This window comes from Arthrobacter sp. 10T44 (assembly GCF_056393885.1).
Genome location: NZ_JBFTGT010000002.1, coordinates 192,106 through 215,333 on the forward strand (window position 1 = coordinate 192,106; position 23,228 = coordinate 215,333).

The following is a 23,228-nucleotide window of genomic DNA, read 5'->3' on the forward strand; positions in this document are numbered from 1 at the left end:
TTGCGTGACGGTGGTTGGCGGAGGCGGACGGGAATCGAACCCGCCAGGCCGAGATACTCAGCCTCACCGGTTTTGAAGACCGGGGGGCCCACCAGGACCCGGACGCCACCGCGTTCAATGTAGCAGATTGCCCCCGGGGGTAGCCTAGGGGTGTGAAAGAGACCGAGACGTCTATTCCGCAGCTCAAAAACGACGGCGTCGGAGCAGTCCGGCTCACCGGCTATGCCCACGGTGGGGGCTGCGCGTGCAAGATTCCGCCCGGCGAACTCGAAGAAGCGGTGCGCGGCCTTACCGGCCAGCCAGGAGCGGACGTGCTGGTGGGTCTTGACAGCGGCGACGACGCAGCCGCCGTCCTGGTGCGCGGCGACCTGGCGGTATTGTCCACCGCCGACTTCTTCACTCCCGTGGTCGACGACGCCTTTGACTGGGGCCGGATTGCTGCCGCCAACGCGCTCTCTGACATTTACGCCATGGGCGGCCGCCCGATCATGGCAATCAACCTCGTCGGTTGGCCCCGCGGCGTGCTGCCGCTCGAGTTGATGACTGAAGTGCTCCGCGGCGGCCTGAGCGTCGCCTCCGAGGCGGGGTGCCCGGTGATTGGCGGGCATTCGATTGACGATCCGGAGCCGAAATACGGCATGGCGGTCACCGGCGTCGCCCATCCGGACCGGTTGCTGCGCAACGACGCCGCCCGGCCCGGGCTGCCGCTCACCCTCACGAAGCCGATCGGCGTCGGACTGCTCAATAACCGGCACAAGCAGACCGGTGAAGTGTTCGCGGAAGCCGTGGCGACGATGACGCGCCTAAACCGCGGCGCCGCCGAGTCCGCGGTGGCGGCCGGCGTGCGGGCGGCCACGGACGTGACGGGTTTCGGGCTGCTTGGACATTTGTACAAGATGTGCCGCGCCTCCGGAGTGGGTGCAGTGATCGACCGGGCGGCCGTGCCACTCGTCGAGGGCGCCCGGGAGGCGTTGCGGGACGGCTTTGTCTCCGGCGGGACGCGGCGCAACCTCGATTGGGTTCGACCGCACCTGCGGGCCGAGGCGGGCGTCACTGAAGACGATCTGCTGCTGCTTGCCGATGCGCAGACTTCCGGCGGCTTGCTCGTGGTCGGCGAGGTGCCAGGCTATCCAGTGATCGGGCATACCGTCGTCGGTCAGGGCATCGAAATCCGCTGAACCCGGGATCTCCTGAACCCACGGTCCTCTAGATCAGCATCCCCTAGAGCACAGCGGACTCGTCAGCCGGCAGTGGTGATCGAGTCTCCGGTGATGCCGGCGGCGCGGCGGGCGGCGAGACGGTTCTTCTGCGGTTCGATCGTATACCGCGGGTCCCGAGCCGAGGCAAGGCCGGCCTCGAACACCCCGAACCGGGTCAGCCCCGAGGCGGCCAGCAGTGCCAGTCCCGAGACCGCGGCCACCGCCCGGTTGCGTCCGCCCAACAGTGCCCCCAGTCCGCCCGCAGCGGCTAGCCGCTCGCTCCATTTCAGCATGACACCGGCCTTGCCCTGATGCAGGGGCTCGGCGACCACCGGGTCCATCCGGTGCTCCATCACCCGCATGGCCACCACGTCACCCATCACGCCCAGCACCGCAAGTTTCCGGGCCGGGCCCGCCTCCTGTACCGGAGTCGTGATCATCGCGAGCCCGGCAGAAGCGAGGGCCGCGGAACTCACGAAGACGAAGGGCAGTTCCTCGTGCGCGGCGTTCCAGGTGGGGGTGGCCGTGTCACCGAGCAGGACCGCCGTGTACGCTGCCAGCGGTCCGGCGAAAAACGCGGCCTCGAAGCCGGCCGGTCCCTCGACCGCGTACAGCAGGTTCCGCAACGGACCCAGCGGCAACCGCGCTCCGGTCATCCGATCGACCTCCGCTGCCGCCGAGACCGCCGCGCCCACGCTGAATGCGCTGAGAATCCACGAGCCCACACTCATCGGCGAGGTCAGTTTGATGGTCCGCAGCATGTTCAGGAAGCGCTCCGGCCTGCCCAGATCCTTCAACAGCGCAACGGTGCCCATGCTTACTGCCGTCAGGGCACTCAGCCGGGCATTCCGGCGCAGCGTCGGCCGCCCGGTCAGCTGGCCGCCGAGACCGAGCAGTGCAGAGCCGGCCGCCACGCCGCCAAGGAACAGGTAGGCGGCCACATCTTCGGTCCAGGGTGCCGGTTTGACCACGGGACGGCCGTAGTACGAGGTGAATTCCGGCTCCGGGACCATAGGCATTTCTCGGGAACCGTCACCGCCGTCGCGGCGGCCGGTGCCGCGCTTGCCGCCAGCCCGACGCCGGCGGGCAGGTTCGGGCGGCCGAAAGCTGTCGAACTCGGAGTGGGTCACGCGCGCCCTCCCAGGAAAGCCAGCGCCGCGGCGGCGGCCATGCCGGCGACGGCCATACCGGCCCGCCGGTACATCTGCGGCAGATCGGCGGTTGGCACCCTCGGATCCGGCGGAAGCCCGTACACTTCCGGTTCGTCGAGCAGGAGGAAGACCGCTCCGGTTCCGCCGACGCCGTCGAGTTCGTTCGCACCATAGAGCCTGGCTTCCGTGAGTCCCTGCTGGTGCAGGGCGGCGACCCGTTCCCGGGCCGTCTCCACCATGTCGTCATGGTTGCCGTACTTGATGGACGTCGTCGGGCAGGCTTTAGCGCAAGCGGGCGTCTCATCGTCGACCAGCCGGTCGTAGCACAGCGTGCACTTCTGGGCGACGCCGACGTTGGGGACGGCGGGCTGCTTGGCGTGCGGCTCCTCCCGTTGGGCGGCCACCGCCACCATGCCGTCGCTGCGGCGCTCAATCACGCCGAAGGGACACCCGGCCACGCAGGTTCCGCAGCCGTTGCACACATCGTCCTGGACCACCACCGTGCCGAACTCGGTGCGGAACAGCGCTCCGGTCGGGCAGACATCAAGGCACCCGGCGTGCGTGCAGTGCTTGCAGACATCGGAGGACATCAACCAACGGAAGTCTGCGGTGTCCGGCGGCGTCGTATCCACATTCGCCAGGTCCGCCCCGGCGGACGCCGCCGTCGGGGGAGGCCCGATGCGGGGCATGCCGAGGTTGACCAGCGCGCGCCCGGATTCCCGCGCCTCGGTAATGCGTTCCTGGCCCTGTTCAACGAAGGCAACATGCCGCCAGGTGCTGGCGCCGAGTCCTCCGGTGTTGTCATAGGAGGATCCCAGCAGCTCCAGGTTCCCGTCGTGGGGGTTGTGGTTCCACTCCTTGCAGGCCACTTCGCAGGCCTTGCAGCCGATGCAAATGGAGGTGTCTGTGAAGAACCCCTTGCGCGGCTGCTGGTCCTCCCACCGGGCATCGGCGGCGGGGTCGGTCGGTCCGGACAGCTGGCCCATCTAATCCTCCAACATCGAGTCGGCATCCGGAACGGTGCCGCGCGGATCGGTAACGAGTCGGTTCCCGGTCTCGGTCGTCGCTCCGGCCCGGGCCTGGTACTCAGCAACCAGGGCAAGCAGCTCCGCCCCGCGGGGCCGGCGGCCCGGACGGATGTCACAGGAGGCGGCCTTGGATTCCTGGATCTGGACGTTGGGGTCCAGCGTCACGCCCAACAGGTCATTGGCCGCGTCACCGCTGACCACAGCATCCGCTCCGACGCCCCAGTGGTACGGCAACCCGATCTGATGGACGGTGTGGCCGCCGACGGCCAGCGGTTTCATCCGCTCGGTGACGAGCACCTTCGCCTCGATGGCGGAGCGGGCCGAAATTATGGTGGCCCACCCGTACGGCTCAAGCCCGCGCTCAGCGGCCAGCTCGGGAGAGACCTCGCAGAACATTTCCGGCTGCAGCTCCGAGAGGTACGGCAACCAGCGGCTCATTCCGCCGGCCGTGTGGTGCTCGGTCAGCCGGTAGGTGGTGAAGACGTAGGGGTAGACGCCCGCGCCACTGCTACCGGCGCTTGGTGCGCTGAGGTTGTCTGCGCGGGGGTACACCAGCCGGGCCGGATTTTGCTGCTGCGGGTAAAGGCCATTGGCCACCGGCGATTCCTGCGGTTCGTAGTGGGTGGGAAGGGGACCGTCGACGACGCCCTTCGGCGCAAACAACCATCCCTTGCCGTCTGACTGCATGATGAAGGGATCATCTCCTGTCAGGGCGGCCGGACCACCGAGATCGGGGTCGGGTTGGCTGCCCGGAGCACGGTCAACCGGGAAGTCGGGAACGTCGTCTCCGACCCAACGTCCCTGCTCCTGGTCCCACCAGATGTATTTCTTCCGCTCGCTCCACGGTTTACCGGCCGGGTCGGCCGACGCCCGGTTGTAGAGGATCCGGCGGTTGGCCGGCCAGGCCCAGCCCCATTCCGAGGCGGCAGGCCCTTGCTCATGGCCCGGTTTCCGGTTGGCGGCATGGTTGATGCCGTCGGCGTAGACGCCGGTGTAGATCCAGCAGCCCGCCGACGTGGAACCGTCGGCGCGCAGCTCTGTATACGCGGAGAGCGGTTTGCCTGCGTCCGGGCCGCTGAGGTGGCGGCCGTTGATCTCGGCCAGCACCGCCTCGCCGTCGGGCTCGCCGTGTTCGTCGGTGGGGTAATCCCAGGTGAGGTCGAGCAGCGGACGGTCGCGTTCATCCTCCGAACCCGCCAGTTTTTCGCGGATCCGCTGGCCCAGCTCAAAGAAAAACTGCAATTCACTTTGACACGCACCAGGCGGTGCCACCGCCTGGTGCCGCCACTGCAGCAGCCGTTGGGTCTGCGTGAACGAGCCGGCCTTTTCGACGTGGCTTGCTGCAGGCAGGAAGAACACTTCGGTCTCGATGTCTTCGGTGCGCAGTTCGCCCGATTCGATCTCCGGGCCGTCCTTCCACCAGGTCGCCGACTCGATGAGGTTCAGGTCGCGCACCACCAGCCACTTCAAGTGCGACATGCCAAGGCGTTGCATCCGGCCGTTAGACGAACCTACGGCGGGGTTCTGTCCGAGCAGGAAGTAGCCCTCCACCTTGTCCTCGAGCATGTCCATCACCGTCTGGTACGTGCCGTGCGCTCCGGTCAGTCTGGGAAGGTAATCGTAGGCCCAGTCGTTCTCCGCGGTCGCGGCGTCGCCCCACCAGGCCTTCAGCAGGCTGGTGACGTAGGAGTCGGCGTCCGCCCAGAAGCCCTTCTGCTTCTTCGACGCGATCGCATCCAGGTATTCGCTGAAGGTGTCGTGGCGTCCGGCGCTGGGCATCGGCAGGTAACCGGGCAGCAGGTTGAACAGGGTTGGAATATCCGTGGAGCCTTGGATGCTTGCATGCCCGCGCAGGGCCATAATTCCGCTGCCCGGGCGGCCCACGTTGCCGAGCAGAAGCTGCAGGATAGCGGCGGCCCGGATGAACTGCGCTCCGAGCGTGTGCTGGGTCCAGCCGACGGCGTAGGCAAAGCACGTTGTCCGTTCGCGCCCCGAGTTTTCCGTGATGGCGTGGGCCAGATACTCGAAGTCCTTGGCGTTGATGCCACACATATCCTGGACCATCTCCGGGGTGTAACGGGCGTAATGGCGCTTCAGGATCTGGAAGACGGTCCGGGGGTCCTGCAGGGTATCGTCACGCTGCACTTGGGCGTGTTCCAGGGCGGGGCCCCCGCTGCCGAACTGGTCTCCCGCGGCCCGATCCGACGCGTGGGAGCCGTGCTCGGTGCCCGCCCCAGCGTCCCCGATGGTGCCTCCGCCCTGTTCCGCGTACGACCATGACGCCATGTCGTATGCTCCGGTTTCGGGATCGTAGCCGGAGAACAGGCCGCCCAGGTCCTCGGCGTCGCGGTAATCGGCGTGAACCAGCGTGGCCGCGTTCGTGTAGGCGCTGACGTACTCCTTGAACCACAGGTCGTTGGTGATCACGTAGTTAATCAGCGCGCCCAGGAGGACAACGTCAGAGCCGGCCCGGATGGGGATGTGCTTATCCGCGACGGCCGAGGTGCGCGTGAACCTGGGGTCGACGTGGATGACCTTCGCTCCGCGGGCCTTGGCCTCCGCAACCCACTGGTATCCCACAGGATGGCATTCGGCCATATTGGAACCCTGAATGATGATGCAGTCGGCGTTGGCCATATCTTGCAGTGATTGCGTCGCACCACCGCGTCCAAACGAGGCTCCCAAACTGGGAACCGTGGAGGAGTGTCAAATGCGGGCTTGGTTCTCGATTTGCACTGCTCCGGCAGCCGTGAAGAGTTTCTTGATCAGGTAGTTCTCTTCGTTGTCCAGGGTTGCCCCGCCCAGCGAGGCTATGCCCATGGTGCGTCGAAGCAGCCGGCCTTTTTCGTCTTCCTGCTGCCAGGTCCGGCGGCGGGAGTCGACGAAGCGGTCCGCCACCATGTCGATGGCAGTTTCCAGATCCAAATGCTGCCACTGGGTGGAGCGTGGCGCACGGTAGAGCACCTCGGTCTGTCGGCCCGGCGAGTTGACCAACTGCTCGCTCGCCGAGCCCTTGGGGCACAACCGGCCACGGGAAATCGGCGAATCGGGATCGCCTTCGATCTGAACGACCTTTTCGTCCTTGACGTAGACCCGCTGTCCACAGCCCACGGCACAATACGGGCACACGCTCTGCACGACGCGGTCTGCGGTGGCCGTGCGCGGGGTGATGTCCCTCGTCCGCGGGGAGGTTACCGCCGGGCCGCGTCCCAGCAGATCGCCCGTGCTGAACTGCCGGACGACCGGCCACTGAAGAAAAATGCGCCGAGCCATGGCAGGAGCCTACACAATCCGGGGCCCCAACGACAGGGTGTCGATGAAGCGTTCCGTGCTGCCCATCGCCTCCGACGTTTCAGCGGGCCGTTGGAGTGCACGGCCGCCGTTATCCAGGCGAGCCGTCGAACAAATCCGGAGAAGTCCTGGATAAGTGCGGCTTGTCCGCATCGCGGCGCCGGGACCCGGGGGCCGGACATTGTGGGCCGAAGTCCGAGCTAATGCTTGGCCGTCCGGTGCCGGAAGAAAACCCCTGCCGAGAGGGTCCGGCAGGAGATTCCGGACGTAGTATCAGCGCATACGGAAGAACTGAGGTGAGCAGATGAACACCGACGCATCACAGACGGACGGCCCTTCCGGGCAGCCAGAACAGGGCGGGAGTGGCAGCGGCGGACTGGCCACACGGCTCAGCGACCTGGCCAGGGAGCTGCAGCACGAACATGATCCCGACAGGGTGCTTGCCGGGATAGTGCAGGCCGCCGTCCAGCTCATCCCCGGCGCCGCCGATGCGTCCATCAGCGTGGTCACTGGCCGGAAGAAGATCGATTCACCGGTCGCTTCGGGAGACCTTCCCCGCAGGGTTGACGCTCTGCAAAGCACATCCGGACAGGGGCCGTGCCTGGACGCGGCCTACGAAGACCGGATTGTGCGGGTGCCCGACCTCAGCAGTGAGACCCGTTGGCCGGCCTTCTCCCGCGGCGCCGTTGAGCTTGGGGCGCGCAGCATGCTTTCAATCCAGTTGTTCGTCGAAGGCGACCGGCTGGGTGCGTTGAACCTGTATGGCGCCAGTCCGAACGCTTTCGACCTAGAGTCGGAGCAAATTGGGCTGCTCGTCGCCGCCCACGCAGCGGTGGCCTTCGCCGACTCCCAGAAAATCAGCCAGCTCAATGAGGCGCTGGTCTCCCGCCAGCTCATCGGCCAGGCCGAAGGCATCCTCATGGAGCGTTACAAACTAACCGCCCAGCAGGCCTTTCTGGTCCTCTCACGCGCCAGCACCACGTCCAACACGAAACTGCGTGAGGTGGCAGAAAACCTGACCAGTAGCGGAGAAATGTCGACCGAAATACCTCCGCGTCCAAAGTAGGGCAGTGCCGCGGCAGATCGTCAGTTCGCGCCTGCCCCGTCCCCGGAGGGCTCATCGTCGCGCGGTGCGCCGCCCCGGCGCCTGACTACTTCCTCATCGACAAGGAGAAGGAGCTCGCTGGCGCCGGTCCGGCCGCCGAGGCTCTGCGCCTGACGCAGTGATTGGCGCAACTTCAACAGGTCTTCAGCGGGCACGAACGGCCATCTCCCGAAATGGTGGAATATCCGCTCGTGGTAGCCGGAGCTGCTTAGTTCCATCACGCGGCCGTCCGCGTTGGGGCACTGGGGCGGCACCCGGCGCGTGGGTGATGGCTGCGAATGGTCCGGGCCCCGGCCTGGCTAAGGGCGGGGAGCGTTTCAGGGCAATCCACGAGGAGCTGGTCAAGATCAAGCAGGACGTCAAAGCCGGGCAGGACGCGCGTCGCGCGTCGCACCACAGCAAGGAGGCCTTAAACGTTCCTGGGGGTCAACCGGCCGGTGGGTCGAAGGGTAACGGCGGCGGCGTCCATGTCGACGGCGACAGTTACGGAGAGTTTCGCGGGCATACAGTGTGTCCTCTGGAAAAGAACGGAGGCCACTGCCTGACCTCTTCCAGAGTATCGGAGTATGGCTGGAACGGACCCGTTGTGACGACACTATTCCCGGCGGCGTCAGCGCGCCGACGGTCGGTCGCCGGGCTGCGACCAGCGCCTGCGACGGTCCGACGAGTTGATCCGCCCGCGGATCTGCCCGCTAGCTGCGGCCGCCGCACGACGGCGTCACCAGCCGCCGCGCGTTGGGGTGTGACCCTTCCGGGCGTCGTCGGGCATCGGCATTTCGGCCCGCAGGCCCAGGAGCCGGATGGGCCGGCCCGCTTCGATGGCGGCCGCAAGGTCCAACGCCTGCGCGAGGATCTCGTCCCGGTCGAACGTCTCGGGAATCTTCCTTGCGTGGGTCTTGGTGACGAACGGCGCGTACCGAACCTTCAAGGTCAGCCCAATGACGGGTCGTCCTTCGGCCGCAACATCCTCGAGGACGCGCGCTGTCAGCTCCCTGACAGCGCCGGCCACCTGGGCTGCCTCGGTCAGGTCGTGCTGGAAGGTGGTCTCCCTGCTGTGACCGCGGGCAACCCACGGGGTGGCGTCCACCACGCTGGTGCCGTCGCCACGTGCCAGCTCCGCGTACCAGGGACCCATTCTGGGGCCGAACTCCGGGACCAGGTCCTGAGGGTCGGCGGCGGCGAGCTCGGCGACAGTGTTGATGCCGAGCTTGGCCAGCCGGCCGGACACCTTGGTTCCGACGCCCCACAGCTCCTTGGTGGGCAGGCTGCCCATGACCTCGAGCCAGTTCTCGGAAGTGAGGCGGAAGACGCCGGCCGGCTTGCCGAAACCGGTGGCCACCTTGGCACGGACCAGGGTGTCGCCGATGCCCACGCTGCAATGCAGCTGCGTTTGCTCCAGGACGGCGGCCTGCACCTGCCGGGCGTAGGCTTCCGGATCCTCTGACTCGATGCCGACAAAGGCTTCATCCCAACCCAGCACCTGGACGGTGGCGCCCGGCTGCGCGCGCAGGGTAGCCATCACCGTTTCAGACGCCGCGAGGTATGCCTCGTGATCGACGGGCAGGATCACGGCGTCGGGCACTTTCCGGGCCGCAATGCGCAAGGGCATTCCGGATCCCACCCCGAACGCCCTGGCTTCGTAGGACGCGGTGGAGACCACCGCCCGTTCCGTGGGATCGCCGCGGCCGCCGACGATGATCGGCTTGCCCGCAAGCTCCGGCCGCCGGAGCACTTCGACGGCGGCGATGAACTGGTCGAGATCGACGTGCAGCACCCACCGGATTCCGTCCACGCCACCAGTCTGCCCTAAACATCACCGGCAGGCATCGGCCGCAGCAGTCGAGTTTGCGGCGCCGGTCCGGGGAAGCTAGCCCTCACTATGTGATTCACGAAGCTTGAACCTTCAAGTAAAGCCGACTAAGCTGAAGGCATGACTTCGACACTCGACCGCCCTCCGGTTCTTTTCCTCAGCCATGGCGCGCCGCCGCTGGCTGACGACGCGACGTGGACGGGTGAACTCAAGAATTGGTCCGCCACCTTTGACAAGCCCAAAGACATCCTGATGGTGTCCGCCCACTGGGAGAACGCCCCGGTCACCCTCAGTGCCACCGGGCGCAACCCGGGACTGGTCTACGACTTCGGCGGGTTCGCCCAGAAGTACTACGACGTCACGTACGACGCCCCGCAGGCTCCCGGGCTGGCCGCCGAGGTGGAGAAGCTTGTGGTCGGCCATGGCCATCACGTCGAGCGGGACGAGAGCCGCGGCCTGGACCATGGCGCCTACGTCCCGCTCAAGGAGATGTTCCCGGACGCGGATGTACCGGTGGTGCAGATGTCGATGCCCACCCTTGATCCGCAGGGCCTGTTCGATCTGGGCAAGTCGCTGGCGCCGTTGCGGGACCGCGGCACGCTGATCGTCGGATCCGGCTTCACCACACACAACCTGCGCTGGTTCAACCCCGCCGGGGGACCCGACAGCACCCCGCCGTCGGTCTCCCGTGAGTTCGACCAGTGGGCCGAGGAAGCGATGGCGCGCGGCGACGTCGACTCTATCCTGGACTTCCTGCACAAGGCCCCGGCAGCCCGCGAGGCGCACCCCCGCAGCGAGCACTGGGCACCGCTGTATGTGGCGCTCGGCGCTGCCTACGAGTCCGGTGACCTGCAGGCCAAGACCGCCATCGACGGGTTCTGGTTCGGCCTGTCGAAGCGCTCCTGGACCCTGACCTAAGCCAAGAAACCTGCTGCGGGACTTCCTCCGGTCCGGTCTGCGGATGCCCCGCTCTTCTTCCAATCTACCGCGCCCTAAGGGGCTTGCGGCAAGGCCCCCTTCATGCTTCAAACTGGCTCGGTGGTGCCGGAAGCGGTGCCGGGGAAGCCAGCCTGGAGAAGGCGCGGAGAGGCGGGGGTATTGGTGGTTGATGTGATCGTTGCGGGCGGCGGTCCGACGGGGTTGATGCTGGCCGGCGAGCTCGCCTTGGCCGGGATAGATGTGGCAATTGTGGAACGCCGACCGACGCCGGGACTGGTGGGCTCGAGAGCGGGCGGGTTCCACTCGCGGACAATCGAACTCCTCGACCAGCGCGGGATTGCAGACCGGTTCCTCGCCGAGGGCAAGGCCGTCCAGGCGGCATTCTTCGGCACGACGGCCTTGGACCTGGGTGACTTTCCTACCCGGTATCCGTACACGCTCGGCTTGTGGCAGAACCACATCGAGCGGATCCTGGCAGGCTGGGTGGAAGAGCTGGGTGTGCCGGTCCATCGGGGGCTCGACGTTGCCGGCTTTGCGCAGGACAGCGGCGGTGTCACCGTCCATCTCGCCGACGGCGGTGCGAGGCGCGCGCTGTACCTTATAGGCGCCGACGGCGGCCGGAGTGCCGTCCGGAAGGCGGCCGGCATCGAGTTCCCCGGCTGGGATGCGACGAGGAGCAGCCTGATCGCCGAGGTGGAGGTGACGGAGGAGACGCCAACGGGCATGCGCATCGACGAGGTGGGGGTCCACGGGCTGCACCCGATGGAGGACGGGCGAACCATGCGGGTGGTCGTGACCGAGAAGCATCTCGGACCGGCCACGGAGCCGACCCTGGCTGACCTCGCCAGGGCGCTGGTCGAGGTCTACGGCACGGACTTCGGGGTCCATACTCCGACCTGGATCTCGCGGTTCACCGACGCCACACGCCAGGCCGCGGCCTACCGCAGCGGCCGTGTGCTGCTCGCCGGGGACGCCGCGCATATCCACTCTCCGTCGGGTGGCCAGGGGATCGGCCTTGGGATCCAGGACGCCGTGAACCTCGGCTGGAAACTCGCCCAGGTGGTCAAGGGACAGGCGCCGGAGGGCCTGCTGGACAGCTATCACGCCGAGCGGCACCCCGCCGGGGCACGCGCGCTACAGCACACGATGGCACAGTCCGTTATGCAGCGGTCCGACCCGCGCATCGGCGCATTGGCCGACACTGTGGCCGGCCTGCTGACGATCGATGAGGCCCGGAAACGGCTTGGCGGCCTCATCTCCGGCCTCGACGTCCGCTACGACCTGGGGGAGGGGCATCCGCTGCTCGGGCGTCGGATGCCCGATCTCGACGTCGTCACCGCCAGCGGTCCGCTGCGCGTGTTCAGCTTCCTGCACAACGCCCGCGCGGTGCTGCTCAACCTCGGGGCGCCGGGCAGAGTCGACCCGGGGCCGTGGGCGGACCGGGTGCAGCCGGTGGACGCCATGTACGACGGCGGATGGGAGCTTCCGGTGATCGGTCCGGTGAGCGCCCCGGCTGCCGTGTTGATCCGTCCGGACGGGTATGTGGCGTGGACGGGAGACGGAACCTCGCGGGGGCTGGCCGAGGCGCTGGCCAGGTGGTTCGGGCCTCAGGGCTGACTAGCCACGGCCCGCCTGGGTGACAAAGTGCTCAACCCGGCGGTCCGGCACCAGCCAGATCAGGGCCACCACGGTGTACACGGCAAGCCCGAGCAGCGGTTGTACGACGCCCACGGCAATCCCGGTGAGGTAAATCAGCGGCGACGCCTTGCCCTTCCAGTCCCGGCCGACAGCGCGTGCCAGGGCGCCGTCCCTGCCCTGCTGGCGGATCAGTGCCTGCTGCAAAATGAAGTAGGCGATGGCTGCACAGAATAAGTTCATCCCGTAGACCAGCACCGGTACACGGACGAAGCCGGTTTCATCCATCCAGCGGGTCGTGAAGGGGAACAGCGAAAGCCAGAACAACAGGTGCAGGTTCGCCCAGAGGATTGTCCCGTTGACGTGGTCGGCCAGGTGGATCATGTGGTGGTGGTTGTTCCAGTAGATTCCAACGTAAACGAAGCTGAGCAGGTAGCTGAGGAAGGTTGGCAGGACATCGGCCAGGCCATGCCAGGTCGGTTCCTCCGGCACCCTCAGCTCCAGGACCATGATCGTGATGATGATGGCCAGCACGCCGTCGCTGAACGCCTCCAGGCGGTTCTTATTCACACCGTTTCCTCCATCAAGTCATCATGCTCGCGGCAGACTGCAACGGCAACGGCAACGGCAACGGCAACGCCGGTCGGATCAGATGTTGGCAGCCTCGCTCCCCGCCACGCGCCGGGAAAGGAACTCCTCCACCACTGCGGCGAACTCGTCAGGCCGCTCGATCTGCGGCATGTGCCCCGTCTTCGCGAAGACATGTGACTCGGCCTGCGGCAGTGCCGCCGTCGCCGCCGCCAGATGGCTAAACGGCAGGATGTGGTCGTGGGAGCCCCACAACACCAGGGCGGGTATCTCCGACGTCGCCAGAGCACCAAGCAGGGACGTCCGCCATTCGGCCCGAACGCCGGAGACTGTGCCAAGGTCGCGGGCGACGTCCAGCAGCGACTTGCGGTGCGTGGCCCGTCGCGACAGGGCGAAAGCGTGGCCAACCCGGGCGTCGGTCACCAGCCTCTTGTCATAGAAGATCGACTCGACCGTGCGGCGGGAGGCCGCCGCAGCGGGACGCGTGAGCAGGGCCGCGAGCGGCCGAATGGTAAGCAGGCGCAGGACCAGCGCAACCTCCTTGCCGAATCCGGCGCTGTTGGCAAGAACCAGGGCGGAGACGCGGTCCGGATGGTCGGCCGCCAGTTTCATGGCGACGGCCCCGCCGAGCGAGTTGCCGATCACGGGCAGCGGCTCGTGCACCCCGACGGCGTCGAGGAAGGCCGGCAGGGCGTCGGCAAGCTTTGCCAACGTCGCCGGCCCGGAGAGGCGGGCAGAGTACGCGAACCCGGGCAGGTCCACGCTGATGACCGTGTGCCGTGCCGCGAGACGATCGTGTTGCTCGTTCCAATCCTCCAGGCTCTGGCCGATGCCGTGCAGGAGCAGCACGGGATCCCCGCTGCCGGTCTTCCGGAAGCGCAGCCGCGCACCGCCGACGTCGACGTATCCCGTTCCCGGAAGCTCAAGAGGGCCAAGCGCCGCCGTCGTACGTCCGAACGCGCGCACCTGCTGCCCGCGCCGGCCGAAACGGACGTGGTCCGTGACCCGGCCGGCCCTGAGCAGGGCGAAGTCGCGCAGATAATTCTGGTGCAGCCGCCAGGGTGAGCTGGCGCCCTGCCGGGGGAGCTTGTCCGCGCCGCGCAGGATGTACCCGGCTTTCAGGTCGATCAGCGAAATCAGCCCCGCGTCCGCAACGTCGCCGGGCGCCGCGGGTGCAACCCACTGCAGGTTCCGGCGGTCGAGGTGCTTGAGCAGCCGGCAGATATAACCCGCGACCAGATCGGCCTTGAGCGTCCATGACGCGTTCGTGTAGCCGATGGTGAGCGCAAAGTTGGGTACGCCGTCGAGCATCATGCCCTTGTAGGTCAAGGTCTTGCCGACGTCCACGGGCTCGCCGTCCACGGTGAGGGTCATTCCGCCAATCACCAGCAGGTTCAGCCCGGTCGCCGTGACTATCACGTCGGCAGGAATTGATCCGCCGGAAACCAGGTCAATCCCGTCCGGGGTGATCCGGGAGATCTCGTCGGTCACGATGTCGGCAGTGCCGGCGCTGATCGCCCGGTAAAGGTCCCCATTGGGGATGGCGCAGACCCGCTGGTCCCAGGGCTGATACGACGGGGCCAGGTGCGTGTCGACCGGAAAGCCGGCCGGCAGTTTGGCGACGGCTGATTTCCGGAGGATCGCCTTCATCGTTTCCGGCCGCCGCCGGCTGAGCTGGTACGTGAACATCGAAAAGAGAATGTTCTTGGCCCGGACGACGTCGTAAGCCAGCTGGGCGGGCATCTTGCCTCGGAGGCGGTCGGCCAGGTGGTCCCGGGAGGGCACGGGGGCGATGTAGGTGGGGGAGCGCTGCAGCATGGTGACCCTGGCGGCCGTCTTCGCCATCGACGGCACGAGCGTCACCGCGGTGGCGCCGCTGCCGATGACCACCACCTGCTTGCCCTCGTAATCGAGGTCGGCCGGCCAGTGCTGCGGGTGGACGATCGATCCGGTGAAGGTGTCGGCGCCCTCGATGGCCGGGGTGAAGCCCTCGTCATAGCGGTAGTAACCCGAGCAGACGGACAGGAACGAGCAGGTAAAGGTGGCCGGCTTGCCGGGACGGGATGCCGCAGCGTCCTGGCGGTACTCGCCGCCCGACGTCGGGACCGCCGTCACCGTCCACAGCGCGGTTTCGCTTGACCACTCGGCCGAGACGACCCGGTAATTCAGCCGGATCCGCGATTCGAGACCCTCGTCCGCGACCGTCGCCTGGATGTATTCGCGAATCGAATCGCCGTCGGCGATGGCCTTGGCGCCGGCCCAGGGCCGGAAGGAGTAGCCGAGCGTGTACATGTCGCTGTCGGAGCGGATGCCGGGGTACCGGAAGAGGTCCCAGGTGCCTCCGACGGCGCTGCGGGATTCCAGGATCGCGAACGACTTCCCGGGCATCTCGCGTTTCAGCCGGCTGGCGAAGCCTATGCCGCTCAGCCCGGCGCCGACAATCAACACATCCACGTGTTCGCTCATACCGCCAAGTTATCGACTTAGTGTTGAGAGAGTCAACACGGCGTCGGAAAGTTGGATTAGGATGGTCGGCATGGTTCAGCGAGGAAGACGCTCCGCAAAGGTCTCGGGTGATGAGCGCCAGGACACAATCCTGATTACCGCCGAGGCCCTCCTGGCCGAGCGGGCCTTCGACGATATTTCGATTGAGGAGCTGGCCCGCGGCGCCGGCATTTCACGCCCTACCTTCTATTTCTACTTCGGGTCCAAGGACGAGGTGCTGCTGGCCCTGCTGGACCGTGTCATCACCGAGGTGGAGCACCGGGTCGGTGACCTGCCGCGCGATTTCGAGAGCGACCCCGCGGCAGCCTGGACCCGTTCCATTGGCATGTTCGTCGAGGTGTTCGCGGCCCACCGGGGTGTTTCCACGGCGGCGATCGCGGCGCGCGCCCGCAACGAGGAGGTGCGTGCGCTCTGGTCCAAGTCGATGCAGTCATGGGTCGACTTCTCCAGCGACGTGATCCGGTCCGAGCAGGCACGAGGCGCTGCGCCGGAGGGCGTCGACGCCCACGACCTGGCCGTAAGCCTCAACCTGATGAACGAACGGGTGATCACCGCGGTCCTCAACCAGGAGAGTCCCGCCATCCCGGAGTCCAGCGCCCTGCACGTGTTATCGACCATCTGGATCCGCAGCATCTACGGCTCCGACAACCCCGGCCGACGGTAACGTCCGCGCCGAAAGGAAGAACGCAAATGGCAGAAATCAAGACCCTCACCGTGCTTGGCGCCGGAGTACTCGGCTCCCAAATCGCCTACCAGGCCGCGTTCCACGGGTTCGCCGTCACCGCCTACGACCTCGACGATGAGGCCCTCGACAAGGCCCGCTCCCGCTTCGCGCAGCTCGCCGGCATCTACCGGGCGGCGAACATTGCCGGCGCCGGGGAGGGCAAGGCCGAGGCGGCTCTCGGCAACCTCCGCCTCACCGCCGACCTCGGGGACGCCGTCTCCGAGGCGGACCTCGTGATCGAGGCCGTACCCGAACTGCTCGAGCTCAAGCGGGACGTGTACCGCAAACTCGCGGAGCTGGCCCCCGCCAGGACCATCTTCGCCACCAACTCCTCAACCCTGCTGCCCAGCGACCTCAAGGAGTCCACCGGCCGCCCCGACCGCTTCCTCGCCATCCATTACGCCAACAACATTTGGGCGCAAAACATCGCCGAGGTGATGGGCACCGCCGACACCGACCCGGAAGTGTTCGACGCCGTCGTCGAGTTCGCGCGGAACAGCGGCCTGGAGCCGATCGAGATCAAGAAGGAGAAGGCCGGCTACGTGCTGAACTCGCTGCTGGTTCCGCTGCTGAACGCGGCCGCCGGCCTGCTGCTGCAGGGCATCGCCAGCCCGGAGACAATCGACAAGACCTGGCGCATTGCCACCGGGGCGCCGAGCGGACCGTTCCAGATTTTCGACGTCGTCGGCCTGGGCACCGCGTACAACATCGCCGCCTCCTCGCCGGACGCCGGGTCTCAGGCATTCGCTAAGTATCTGAAGGACAATTACATCGACATGGGCAAGCTCGGTGTCGCGACGGGCGAGGGCTTTTACCGGTACTGAGCCATGCCGGCGCCACGTGCGTCCAGGGTGTCAGCCCCGGCCGTTCGCGTCCAGGACCGTGACGCTCAGTGGCATCCGGTTGGCCCGGCGGAGCCGTCCGGCCAGCACGTTGCGCACCCCACGGGTCACCATGGTGGTCTTCGTCAGATACCGGAACTCGGCCGCGTCCGACGTTACGAGATCCAGGAGTGGGCGCACGGCGTCGTCGGGGGTCTGCCCCCACAATCCGACGACGACCTGCAACGCGCCCAGCCGATGGTCGTACCCCGGCTGGGACGTGATGTGCCCCAGCAGGTCCGTCACCACAAGCCCCGGGTTCATGCCATGCACCCGGACGCCGGTGCCTCGGGTCTCCAGCCGCAACGTCTCGGTGAACTGCCGGACCCAGCGCTTGCTTGACGCGTAGGCATTCTGCAGCGCGACGGGCCCCCGGTCGCCTTGGCCGTAGACGTTGACGAGGTCGCCGCGGCCCTGGCCGAGGAACACGGGCAACGCGACTCTCGATCCGTGGAACGTGCCGAGGATGTTTGTGCGCACCACCCGCGTGAAGTCGTCGACCGGTGTGGACGCCGTGGGCCCGAAGACGCCGGAGACTCCGGCGTTGTTGACCCAGATGTCGAGCGTCCCGCGGCTTAGCGCCTCGTCGCGAAGGGCCTCCACGTCGGCGAGCTCCCCGGTGTCGCAGCGACGTCCGGACGCCGCGATCCCTTCCGTTCTCAGCCGCTCCACGGCGGCGGCGACGTCGGCGTCGGATCTTGACGCCAGCACCACGGTCGCCCCCTGGTGCCCCAGCAGCCGCGCCATGGCAAAACCCAAACCGCGTGTCGAGCCGGTCACGACCGCCACGCGTCCGTGGAGGACGTCCCGTTGCGAACTCATGCTTCTCTCATACGCGCAGCGGCCGTGGAGAGCAAGAGTTGTCATCGGACTCGGTACCGGGGCGGAGCGAGGCTCAGGGCTTGGTCATCGACTTGGGCGGCGGCGGGAAGGGTGCGGCGGGGTAGAGCGGGGCCACCTGCTGCATGTAGTTGGCCCACTGCGGGCCGGCGAGCATGTAACCGTCAATGTTCCGGTAGAACTTGCCGTTGATGGTGACGTTCTGGCCTGGCCGTTTCTGGCCCGCCAGGGTGTCGCCGAAGAACGATGCGGTGGCGAGGCCGGTGGTGTAGCCGACCACCCAGGTCGCACCATTGTTGTTGGAGGTGCCGGTCTTGGCAGCCACCGGAACTCGGGCCTGGACCTTGGGTTCAATGTAGATTCCCGACCCCCGTTTCAGCACGTCCTGCAGCACGGCATTCACGCCGCGGGCCACCTCGGGCCTGACCGCGCTCCGGCAGTCGCTGGCCTGGGCCGGAAGCTCCCGTCCGGCGGCATCGGTCACCGCGGTGATCGCGATGGGGGCGCAGTACTTGCCATCGGCGGCGAAGGTGGCAAAGGCATTCGCCAGATGGAGCGGCGCCACGCCGATGGCCCCGAGCAAGTTGCCCAGCTGGTGCATGTTCACCCGGGCGTTGTCCACGCCGCTGTGGAGGCCCACCGTGTCCACCATTTTCTGGATGCCGCAGAAGTCCAGCTGGGCGGCCTCGGCGAAGGTTGCCGTGTTGATGGAGTTGTAGAGCCCGAAATTGACGGGCATCTTGCGGTAGTAACCCTCATCATTGTTCTTCAAGTCGTCGGCGGCACCGAGGGCCCTCTGCGCTGTGTTGTAGGCGCCGAGGACCTTGCCACAGCTGGACTTCCAGGGGAAGTCCAGCGGATAGACCCGCCGGGAAGCATCCACCTTGGTGAGCATGGATTTGCCTTCATTGAGCCACTCCGCGAAAGTGAACGGTTTCATTGTGGACCCGGGCTGGAATCCGCCGGCGCCGTTCAGGTCCTTGCCGTTGGCGTCCTTGGAATCGACGTTGAAGTTCAGCTGGGTGTCGAACTTTCCTGGGGCGGGCAGAAACACGGTGTTTTGCGCCATGGCGAGGATCTTGCCGGTGCCCGGCTGGATAGAGACCAGGGACGCGCCCCATTTGTCCGGGTTGGCCCCGGCTGTGGCGTCGACCTGCACCTGGGCGGCCGCCTGCAGCCTGCTGTCCAGCGTGGTGGTGATGGTCAGGCCGCCGCGGTACAGCCTCCTTTCGCGTTCCGTGGTGTCGGCGCCGTAGGCCGGGTTGTTGAGGATCAGGTGGGAGACATAGTCGCAGAAGTACGGGGCCATGTCCGCCGCGGAGCAGCCCTGCTTTGCGGCGGCGATTTTCAGCCTGACACCGCTGGCGACGGCGGCGTCATGGGCAGCCTGGGTAATTTTTTCCTCGCTGAGCATCTTGTCCAGGACCTGGTTGCGCCGCTTGATGGAGTTTTCCGGATGGACGGCGGGGTCGTAAAAGCTGGGACTGTTGACCAGGCCGGCCAGCAGGGCAGCCTGGGGCAGGGTGAGAGCCTTGGCGGTGGTGCTGAAGAAATGCCTGGCTGCGGCCTCAATGCCGTATGCGTCGCGGCTGAAGAACACGATATTGAGATAGCCCTCCAGGATCTGTGCCTTGGTGTACTTCTTTTCCAGCTCGATGGCGAGCTTCATCTCGCGTACTTTGTCGCCGATGTTTTTCTGCCCGCTGAGGATGACCTGATCGCTCCGGTCCGCCGACAGCAGGGACTCGTTGATTACGTTCGTGACGTACTGCTGGGTGAGCGTGGATGCTCCCTGCCTCGCGCCGCCGGTCAGGTTGGAGGTGAGCGCCCGGAGAATGCCCTGCGGGTCGACGCCGCCGTGTTCGTAGAAGCGGCTGTCCTCGATGGCGACAATCGCATCCTTGATGTACGGGGACATCTGGTCCAGCCTCACCTTCACACGGTTCTCCGCGAAGAAGGTGGCAATCGGTTTCCCGTCCGCGCTCAGGACTTTGGTTGACTGCGACGGCGCAGTCACGGCCAGCTCGGAGGGAAGGTTATTAAAGAACGTGATTGATCTGCTGACGGCGACGCCGGCCGCCGCCACACCGGGGACCACCAGGCTGGCGGCCAGAACACCGCAGAACGCGCTCACTATCAAGAACCCGAGGACCCTCCTAAAGGCCGCGGCCAGCCGAGCTCCGAATCGCTTTTTCTGCGCCATTTTCTGTCCAGCTATCACGCTCAAAATCTGTGCCCAGATTAGGCCGGGCCGCCCCCGAAGGACCAGTGCCGGAAGGCCTTCCCGCTGCCGGCATCCGTGAGGCGCGACACCCGTCCGCTTCCGGGAGCCCGAGTCCCTGTGAGAGTTCACCATTTTTTGCGGAACAGCAGGCCTCGCCGTTTCCGCTGCTCGCCGCAATCGCCGCCGCACCTCGCGCATCGAACTCGGCACCGGCGTGATTGACATGCGCTACGAGAACCCGCTCTATATGGCCGAGGAGGACTCCCGGGCCCAGGCGGATGCCCGGGACCAGATGGGGTACCTCGACGGCGGACTTGACCGCTTCGGGCGCAGCTACGCCGGCGAACCCGAGCCCTCGTGCAGGAGCTCTCCCGTGTGCCGGCGCCCCGGTCGGTGGCCAATGACTCTTCCCGCGAGGGGCGTGTCGCTGGTAGGCCGGTAATCAGGTCCTGATTGTTCCAGTCGTCCGGGAGGCCCCATGGCCGAGGTAATCATTGGCACTTCCCGCGGCGAAATGCCGGCCTACGTGGCCACGCCGTCCGGCGAAGGTCCCTGGCCCGGCGTCGTGGTTATCCATGACGCGCTGGGCCTGAGTCGAGACACCCGGGGGCAGGCCGACTGGCTGGCCCGCGAGGGGTTCCTCGCAGTGGCACCGGACCTGTTCTACTGGGACACCAGGGCAGCCTGCCTCTGGTCACTTATCCGCGGCTGGCGGCCCCTCGGCGACCTGGACCTCACCCGCGCCTGGCTGGTGGCACGCGGCGACTGCACAGGCCGCGTCGGGGTGATCGGCTTCTGCATGGGTGGTGGCTTCGCCCTCATGCTCGCACCGGATCACGACTTTGCCGCGGCCAGCGTGAACTACGGCGGACTCGACGACGCCACGGCCCGGGCCATGCCGCGGGCCTGCCCAATCGTGGCGAGCTACGGAGCAAGAGACCGCTGGCCGGGGGTGCGCCGGGTGCCCGCCCGGCTGGAACCGCTGCTGGCTGACGCGGGGATAGACCACGACATCAAGGTCTATCCCGGCGCGGGCCACGGCTTCCTCAACCGGCATGGCCCGTCAGACCTGACGTTCGGCGACAAGTTGCTGGCGAAACTGGTGGCCGCCGGTTACCACGAGCCCTCGGCCGAAGACGCCCGACGGCGGATCCTGGCGTTCTTCCGGACGCATCTGAAACCTGAGGGGGTGCCACGATGACCTCGCACCGGATGGGGGGAATGGCCGGCGGAGTTGCCGCGTTTCTCACCGCCGCTTATCTGATGGTTGTGCGCCCGCGCCTGCTACGCGCCGGTGCGACCGACGGTGAAGTTCACGGACCCTACCCGGGTGCCGGGCTTATCCCGGACGGGACCCGAAGCGCCACGATGGCCGTGACCGTTGACGCGCCCCGTTCGCGCGTGTGGCCCTGGCTGGTGCAGATGGGAACCAGGCGGGGCGGCTGGTACAGCTGGGACCGCCTGGATAACTTCGGGCGCCGCAGTGCCGGGACAATCCATCCTGAGTGGCAGGATGTCGCCGTTGGGGACCGGCTGGCGGCCACGCCGGACGGCAGCCAGTGGTGGGAGGTCGCGGCGCTGGAACCCGAGAAGTTTCTGGGTCTGCGCATGTCGATCGATTTGCGCGGGCGTCCGTTCGACCCAGCGGGAGAGCGGCCCCGTCACTTCACCGACTCGCTGTGGGGGTTCGAGCTGAAGGACGCGGCAGGCGGCCGCACCAGGCTGGTGGTCAGCGGCTATTGGTCGTTCCGGCCCCAATGGCTTCAACCCGCGCTGAGTATCTTGGTGTTGGAGCCCTCGCACTGGGTCATGCAGACCCGCCAGTTCTCAAATCTGAAACGTCTCGTTGAGTCAGAAAGCAGCTGAACCCCGGAATTCGCCTCCGGCAGGGCCACCACCAGCGCCCTCTCCGACCCCGCTGCCCAGCAAACTGCGGGTGAGCGCCTCGCCGTCGGCCATCAGCTGGCCCACGGAAGTCTGAAGGTGGCCGTCCGCGACCGGGACGCCGGCCAGGGCGGCCGCCACGACGGCACGGCGGATCAGTTCGCGGGCAAAGGAGGCCGTGGTTCCTTCGGTGCGGGCAGCCGCCTCATCAAGGGCGGCAACACTGAAGGGGATCCCGCGTGAATACAGCTTGAGCAACGCCACGCGCTCGGGCTGCGCGGGCAGGGGAATCTCCACGGCCAGATCCACCCGCCCGGGGCGTTGCGCGAGGGCGCGTTCCAGCATGTCCACCCGGTTGGTGGTGAGGACGAACGCCACGTCGGCGTCGCTGGCCAGGCCATCCATCGCGTCGAGCACCTCGAATAGCAGCGGCTGGGGTCCATGTCCGAAGCTGCGGTCCTCGGCAATGAGGTCACAGTCCTCGAGCACCACGATGGAGGGCTGCAGCGCCCTGGCCATGGAGGCCGCCTCGGAAATCCGGGCAAGCGATCCGCCGGACAACAGGATGGCAGTGGCACCTTGGCTCCGGCTCAGCAGATACCGCACCGTGTGGGTCTTTCCGGTGCCCGGCCGCCCGTAGAGCAGGATGCCCCGCTTCAGGTGCTGCCCGTACTGGTTGAGGGTGTCCCGGTGCTCGGCGATGCCGAGGGCATGGTCAGACACTTTCTGCAGCAGACCGTCCGGCAGGATGACCTCGGACGCGGCCAGATCCGGCCGGGCGTGGAAGGTCACGCCTGCCGCGCTGGGTCCGTACTCGCCCATGACAAGGGAGATGACCTGTCCCTTCAAGATGCTGTGGCGCTGCATCCGACGTCGGAACTCCGCGAGGAAGCTTGCGGCAGTATCGGTAGCGCCGGCCAGGACTTCCAGGGACGCCGTTTGCCGACCGTACCGGGGGTTGGCATCCCGTTGCAGCACCACGATCGGATGTCCGCCGTGACTGAACAGCCAGAGCCCCAGCGCCACGGCCTGCCGCTGCTCGTCAGGGCCCACCGCGAGGTTGGCGTAGTCCGGCTGGGAGAGCGGGAATTGGGGAAAGACCTGCGCCTGCTGCAGCATGTCGCTCAAGGAATGATGGTGTCGCTGGTCGCCGCCACCGATGCCGACCAGCCGGGACTTCGGATCCTCGCGCGCCAGCTCGGCCATTTGGATGTCTGCGTCGACGAACCGGTGCGGCGGAATCTCCTCCACCACGACAGAAACCGACCCGGCCGGCGCGCCCAAATGTTCGGTAAGCGTCGACAGCAACTGTGGTCCCGCCGGCGTCCGGTGCTGGCCGGACTGCGCAAGTTGCACAAGCTGCGCAAAATCGTCGATGAACTTCCCCAAATTTTCATCCATGCGCAGACCCTACCAGCGGCCGC

Annotated in this window: 17 protein-coding genes, 1 tRNA gene and 1 pseudogene; 9 read left to right on the forward strand and 10 right to left on the reverse strand. The window is 66.9% G+C overall.

Going from position 1 to position 23,228, the window contains the following annotated elements; translation table 11 throughout:
* Positions 1–15 precede the first annotated feature (15 nt).
* A tRNA-Sec gene (locus AC1DBL_RS05410) sits at positions 16–110 on the reverse strand.
* A 42-nt stretch (positions 111–152) separates the two neighbouring features.
* On the opposite strand from AC1DBL_RS05410, the gene selD reads away from it, so the two are divergent.
* Positions 153–1,178 (forward strand): selenide, water dikinase SelD, encoded by a 1,026-nt coding sequence (selD, locus tag AC1DBL_RS05415; protein ID WP_476925628.1) that lies wholly within the window; start codon positions 153–155, stop codon positions 1,176–1,178.
* 62 nt (positions 1,179–1,240) lie between these two features.
* Here the strand turns inward: selD and nrfD are convergent, their stop codons facing one another.
* From nrfD to fdh, 3 genes are read right to left on the reverse strand one after another with little or no spacing between them, the layout of a single operon-like run.
* Positions 1,241–2,329 carry an NrfD/PsrC family molybdoenzyme membrane anchor subunit gene (gene nrfD, locus AC1DBL_RS05420; protein ID WP_476925629.1) on the reverse strand — a complete coding sequence of 363 codons (1,089 nt, stop codon included), beginning with the start codon at positions 2,327–2,329 and terminating at the stop codon, positions 1,241–1,243.
* The gene (locus AC1DBL_RS05425; protein ID WP_476892410.1) at positions 2,326–3,336 is read right to left on the reverse strand and encodes a 4Fe-4S dicluster domain-containing protein; all 1,011 of its coding nucleotides are present in this window, start codon (positions 3,334–3,336) and stop codon (positions 2,326–2,328) included. The genes nrfD and AC1DBL_RS05425 overlap by 4 nt, the downstream gene beginning before the upstream one ends.
* Positions 3,337–6,651: a formate dehydrogenase gene (gene fdh, locus AC1DBL_RS05430; RefSeq protein WP_476925630.1), complete on the reverse strand. Its 3,315-nt coding sequence runs from the start codon at positions 6,649–6,651 to the stop codon at positions 3,337–3,339.
* 322 nt (positions 6,652–6,973) lie between these two features.
* On the opposite strand from fdh, the gene AC1DBL_RS05435 reads away from it, so the two are divergent.
* Complete coding sequence (locus AC1DBL_RS05435; RefSeq protein ID WP_476892412.1) at positions 6,974–7,735, forward strand: GAF and ANTAR domain-containing protein; 762 nt, start codon at positions 6,974–6,976, stop codon at positions 7,733–7,735.
* A gap of 757 nt (positions 7,736–8,492) precedes the next feature.
* Here AC1DBL_RS05435 and AC1DBL_RS05440 read toward each other — a convergent pair.
* On the reverse strand, positions 8,493–9,566 hold the full coding sequence (locus AC1DBL_RS05440; protein WP_476892413.1) for a DNA polymerase IV: 1,074 nt from the start codon (positions 9,564–9,566) through the stop codon (positions 8,493–8,495).
* Positions 9,567–9,704: 138 nt separating this feature from the next.
* Here AC1DBL_RS05440 and AC1DBL_RS05445 point away from each other — a divergent pair, with 138 nt between their 5' ends.
* Both AC1DBL_RS05445 and AC1DBL_RS05450 read left to right on the forward strand, forming a co-directional pair.
* On the forward strand, positions 9,705–10,502 hold the full coding sequence (locus tag AC1DBL_RS05445) for a dioxygenase family protein (RefSeq protein WP_441417629.1): 798 nt from the start codon (positions 9,705–9,707) through the stop codon (positions 10,500–10,502).
* Positions 10,503–10,685: 183 nt separating this feature from the next.
* Positions 10,686–12,140 carry an FAD-dependent monooxygenase gene (locus AC1DBL_RS05450; RefSeq protein ID WP_476916891.1) on the forward strand — a complete coding sequence of 485 codons (1,455 nt, stop codon included), beginning with the start codon at positions 10,686–10,688 and terminating at the stop codon, positions 12,138–12,140.
* Here AC1DBL_RS05450 and AC1DBL_RS05455 read toward each other — a convergent pair whose 3' ends face one another.
* Positions 12,141–12,728, reverse strand: a complete 588-nt coding sequence (locus tag AC1DBL_RS05455; protein WP_476908746.1) for a TMEM175 family protein — start codon at positions 12,726–12,728, stop codon at positions 12,141–12,143.
* Positions 12,729–12,806: 78 nt separating this feature from the next.
* A complete protein-coding gene (locus tag AC1DBL_RS05460; protein ID WP_476925631.1) occupies positions 12,807–15,212 on the reverse strand; it encodes an alpha/beta fold hydrolase in 2,406 nt (801 codons plus the stop codon).
* Positions 15,213–15,282: 70 nt separating this feature from the next.
* Between AC1DBL_RS05460 and AC1DBL_RS05465 the strand changes: the two genes are divergently transcribed.
* Positions 15,283–15,915 (forward strand): TetR/AcrR family transcriptional regulator, encoded by a 633-nt coding sequence (locus AC1DBL_RS05465; protein ID WP_441417632.1) that lies wholly within the window; start codon positions 15,283–15,285, stop codon positions 15,913–15,915.
* 26 nt (positions 15,916–15,941) lie between these two features.
* Complete coding sequence (locus AC1DBL_RS05470) at positions 15,942–16,799, forward strand: 3-hydroxyacyl-CoA dehydrogenase (protein ID WP_476925632.1); 858 nt, start codon at positions 15,942–15,944, stop codon at positions 16,797–16,799.
* A 30-nt stretch (positions 16,800–16,829) separates the two neighbouring features.
* Here the strand turns inward: AC1DBL_RS05470 and AC1DBL_RS05475 are convergent, their stop codons facing one another.
* A complete protein-coding gene (locus AC1DBL_RS05475; RefSeq protein WP_476908749.1) occupies positions 16,830–17,678 on the reverse strand; it encodes an SDR family oxidoreductase in 849 nt (282 codons plus the stop codon).
* A 73-nt stretch (positions 17,679–17,751) separates the two neighbouring features.
* Entirely contained in the window at positions 17,752–19,899 is a 2,148-nt protein-coding gene (locus AC1DBL_RS05480; protein WP_476925719.1) for a transglycosylase domain-containing protein, read from the reverse strand.
* Between the two features lie 84 nt (positions 19,900–19,983).
* Here AC1DBL_RS05480 and AC1DBL_RS05485 point away from each other — a divergent pair.
* From AC1DBL_RS05485 to AC1DBL_RS05495, 3 genes and pseudogenes are all read left to right on the forward strand, one after another.
* Positions 19,984–20,230 (forward strand): annotated as a pseudogene (locus tag AC1DBL_RS05485) (LLM class flavin-dependent oxidoreductase); the annotation flags it as partial.
* A gap of 168 nt (positions 20,231–20,398) precedes the next feature.
* Positions 20,399–21,121: a dienelactone hydrolase family protein gene (locus AC1DBL_RS05490; protein ID WP_476892421.1), complete on the forward strand. Its 723-nt coding sequence runs from the start codon at positions 20,399–20,401 to the stop codon at positions 21,119–21,121.
* Entirely contained in the window at positions 21,118–21,786 is a 669-nt protein-coding gene (locus AC1DBL_RS05495; RefSeq protein WP_476925633.1) for a hypothetical protein, read from the forward strand. Before AC1DBL_RS05490 ends, AC1DBL_RS05495 begins: the two co-directional genes overlap by 4 nt.
* Here AC1DBL_RS05495 and AC1DBL_RS05500 read toward each other — a convergent pair.
* The gene (locus AC1DBL_RS05500) at positions 21,772–23,205 is read right to left on the reverse strand and encodes an AAA family ATPase (protein ID WP_476892423.1); all 1,434 of its coding nucleotides are present in this window, start codon (positions 23,203–23,205) and stop codon (positions 21,772–21,774) included. The genes AC1DBL_RS05495 and AC1DBL_RS05500 overlap by 15 nt on opposite strands.
* Positions 23,206–23,228 lie beyond the last annotated feature (23 nt).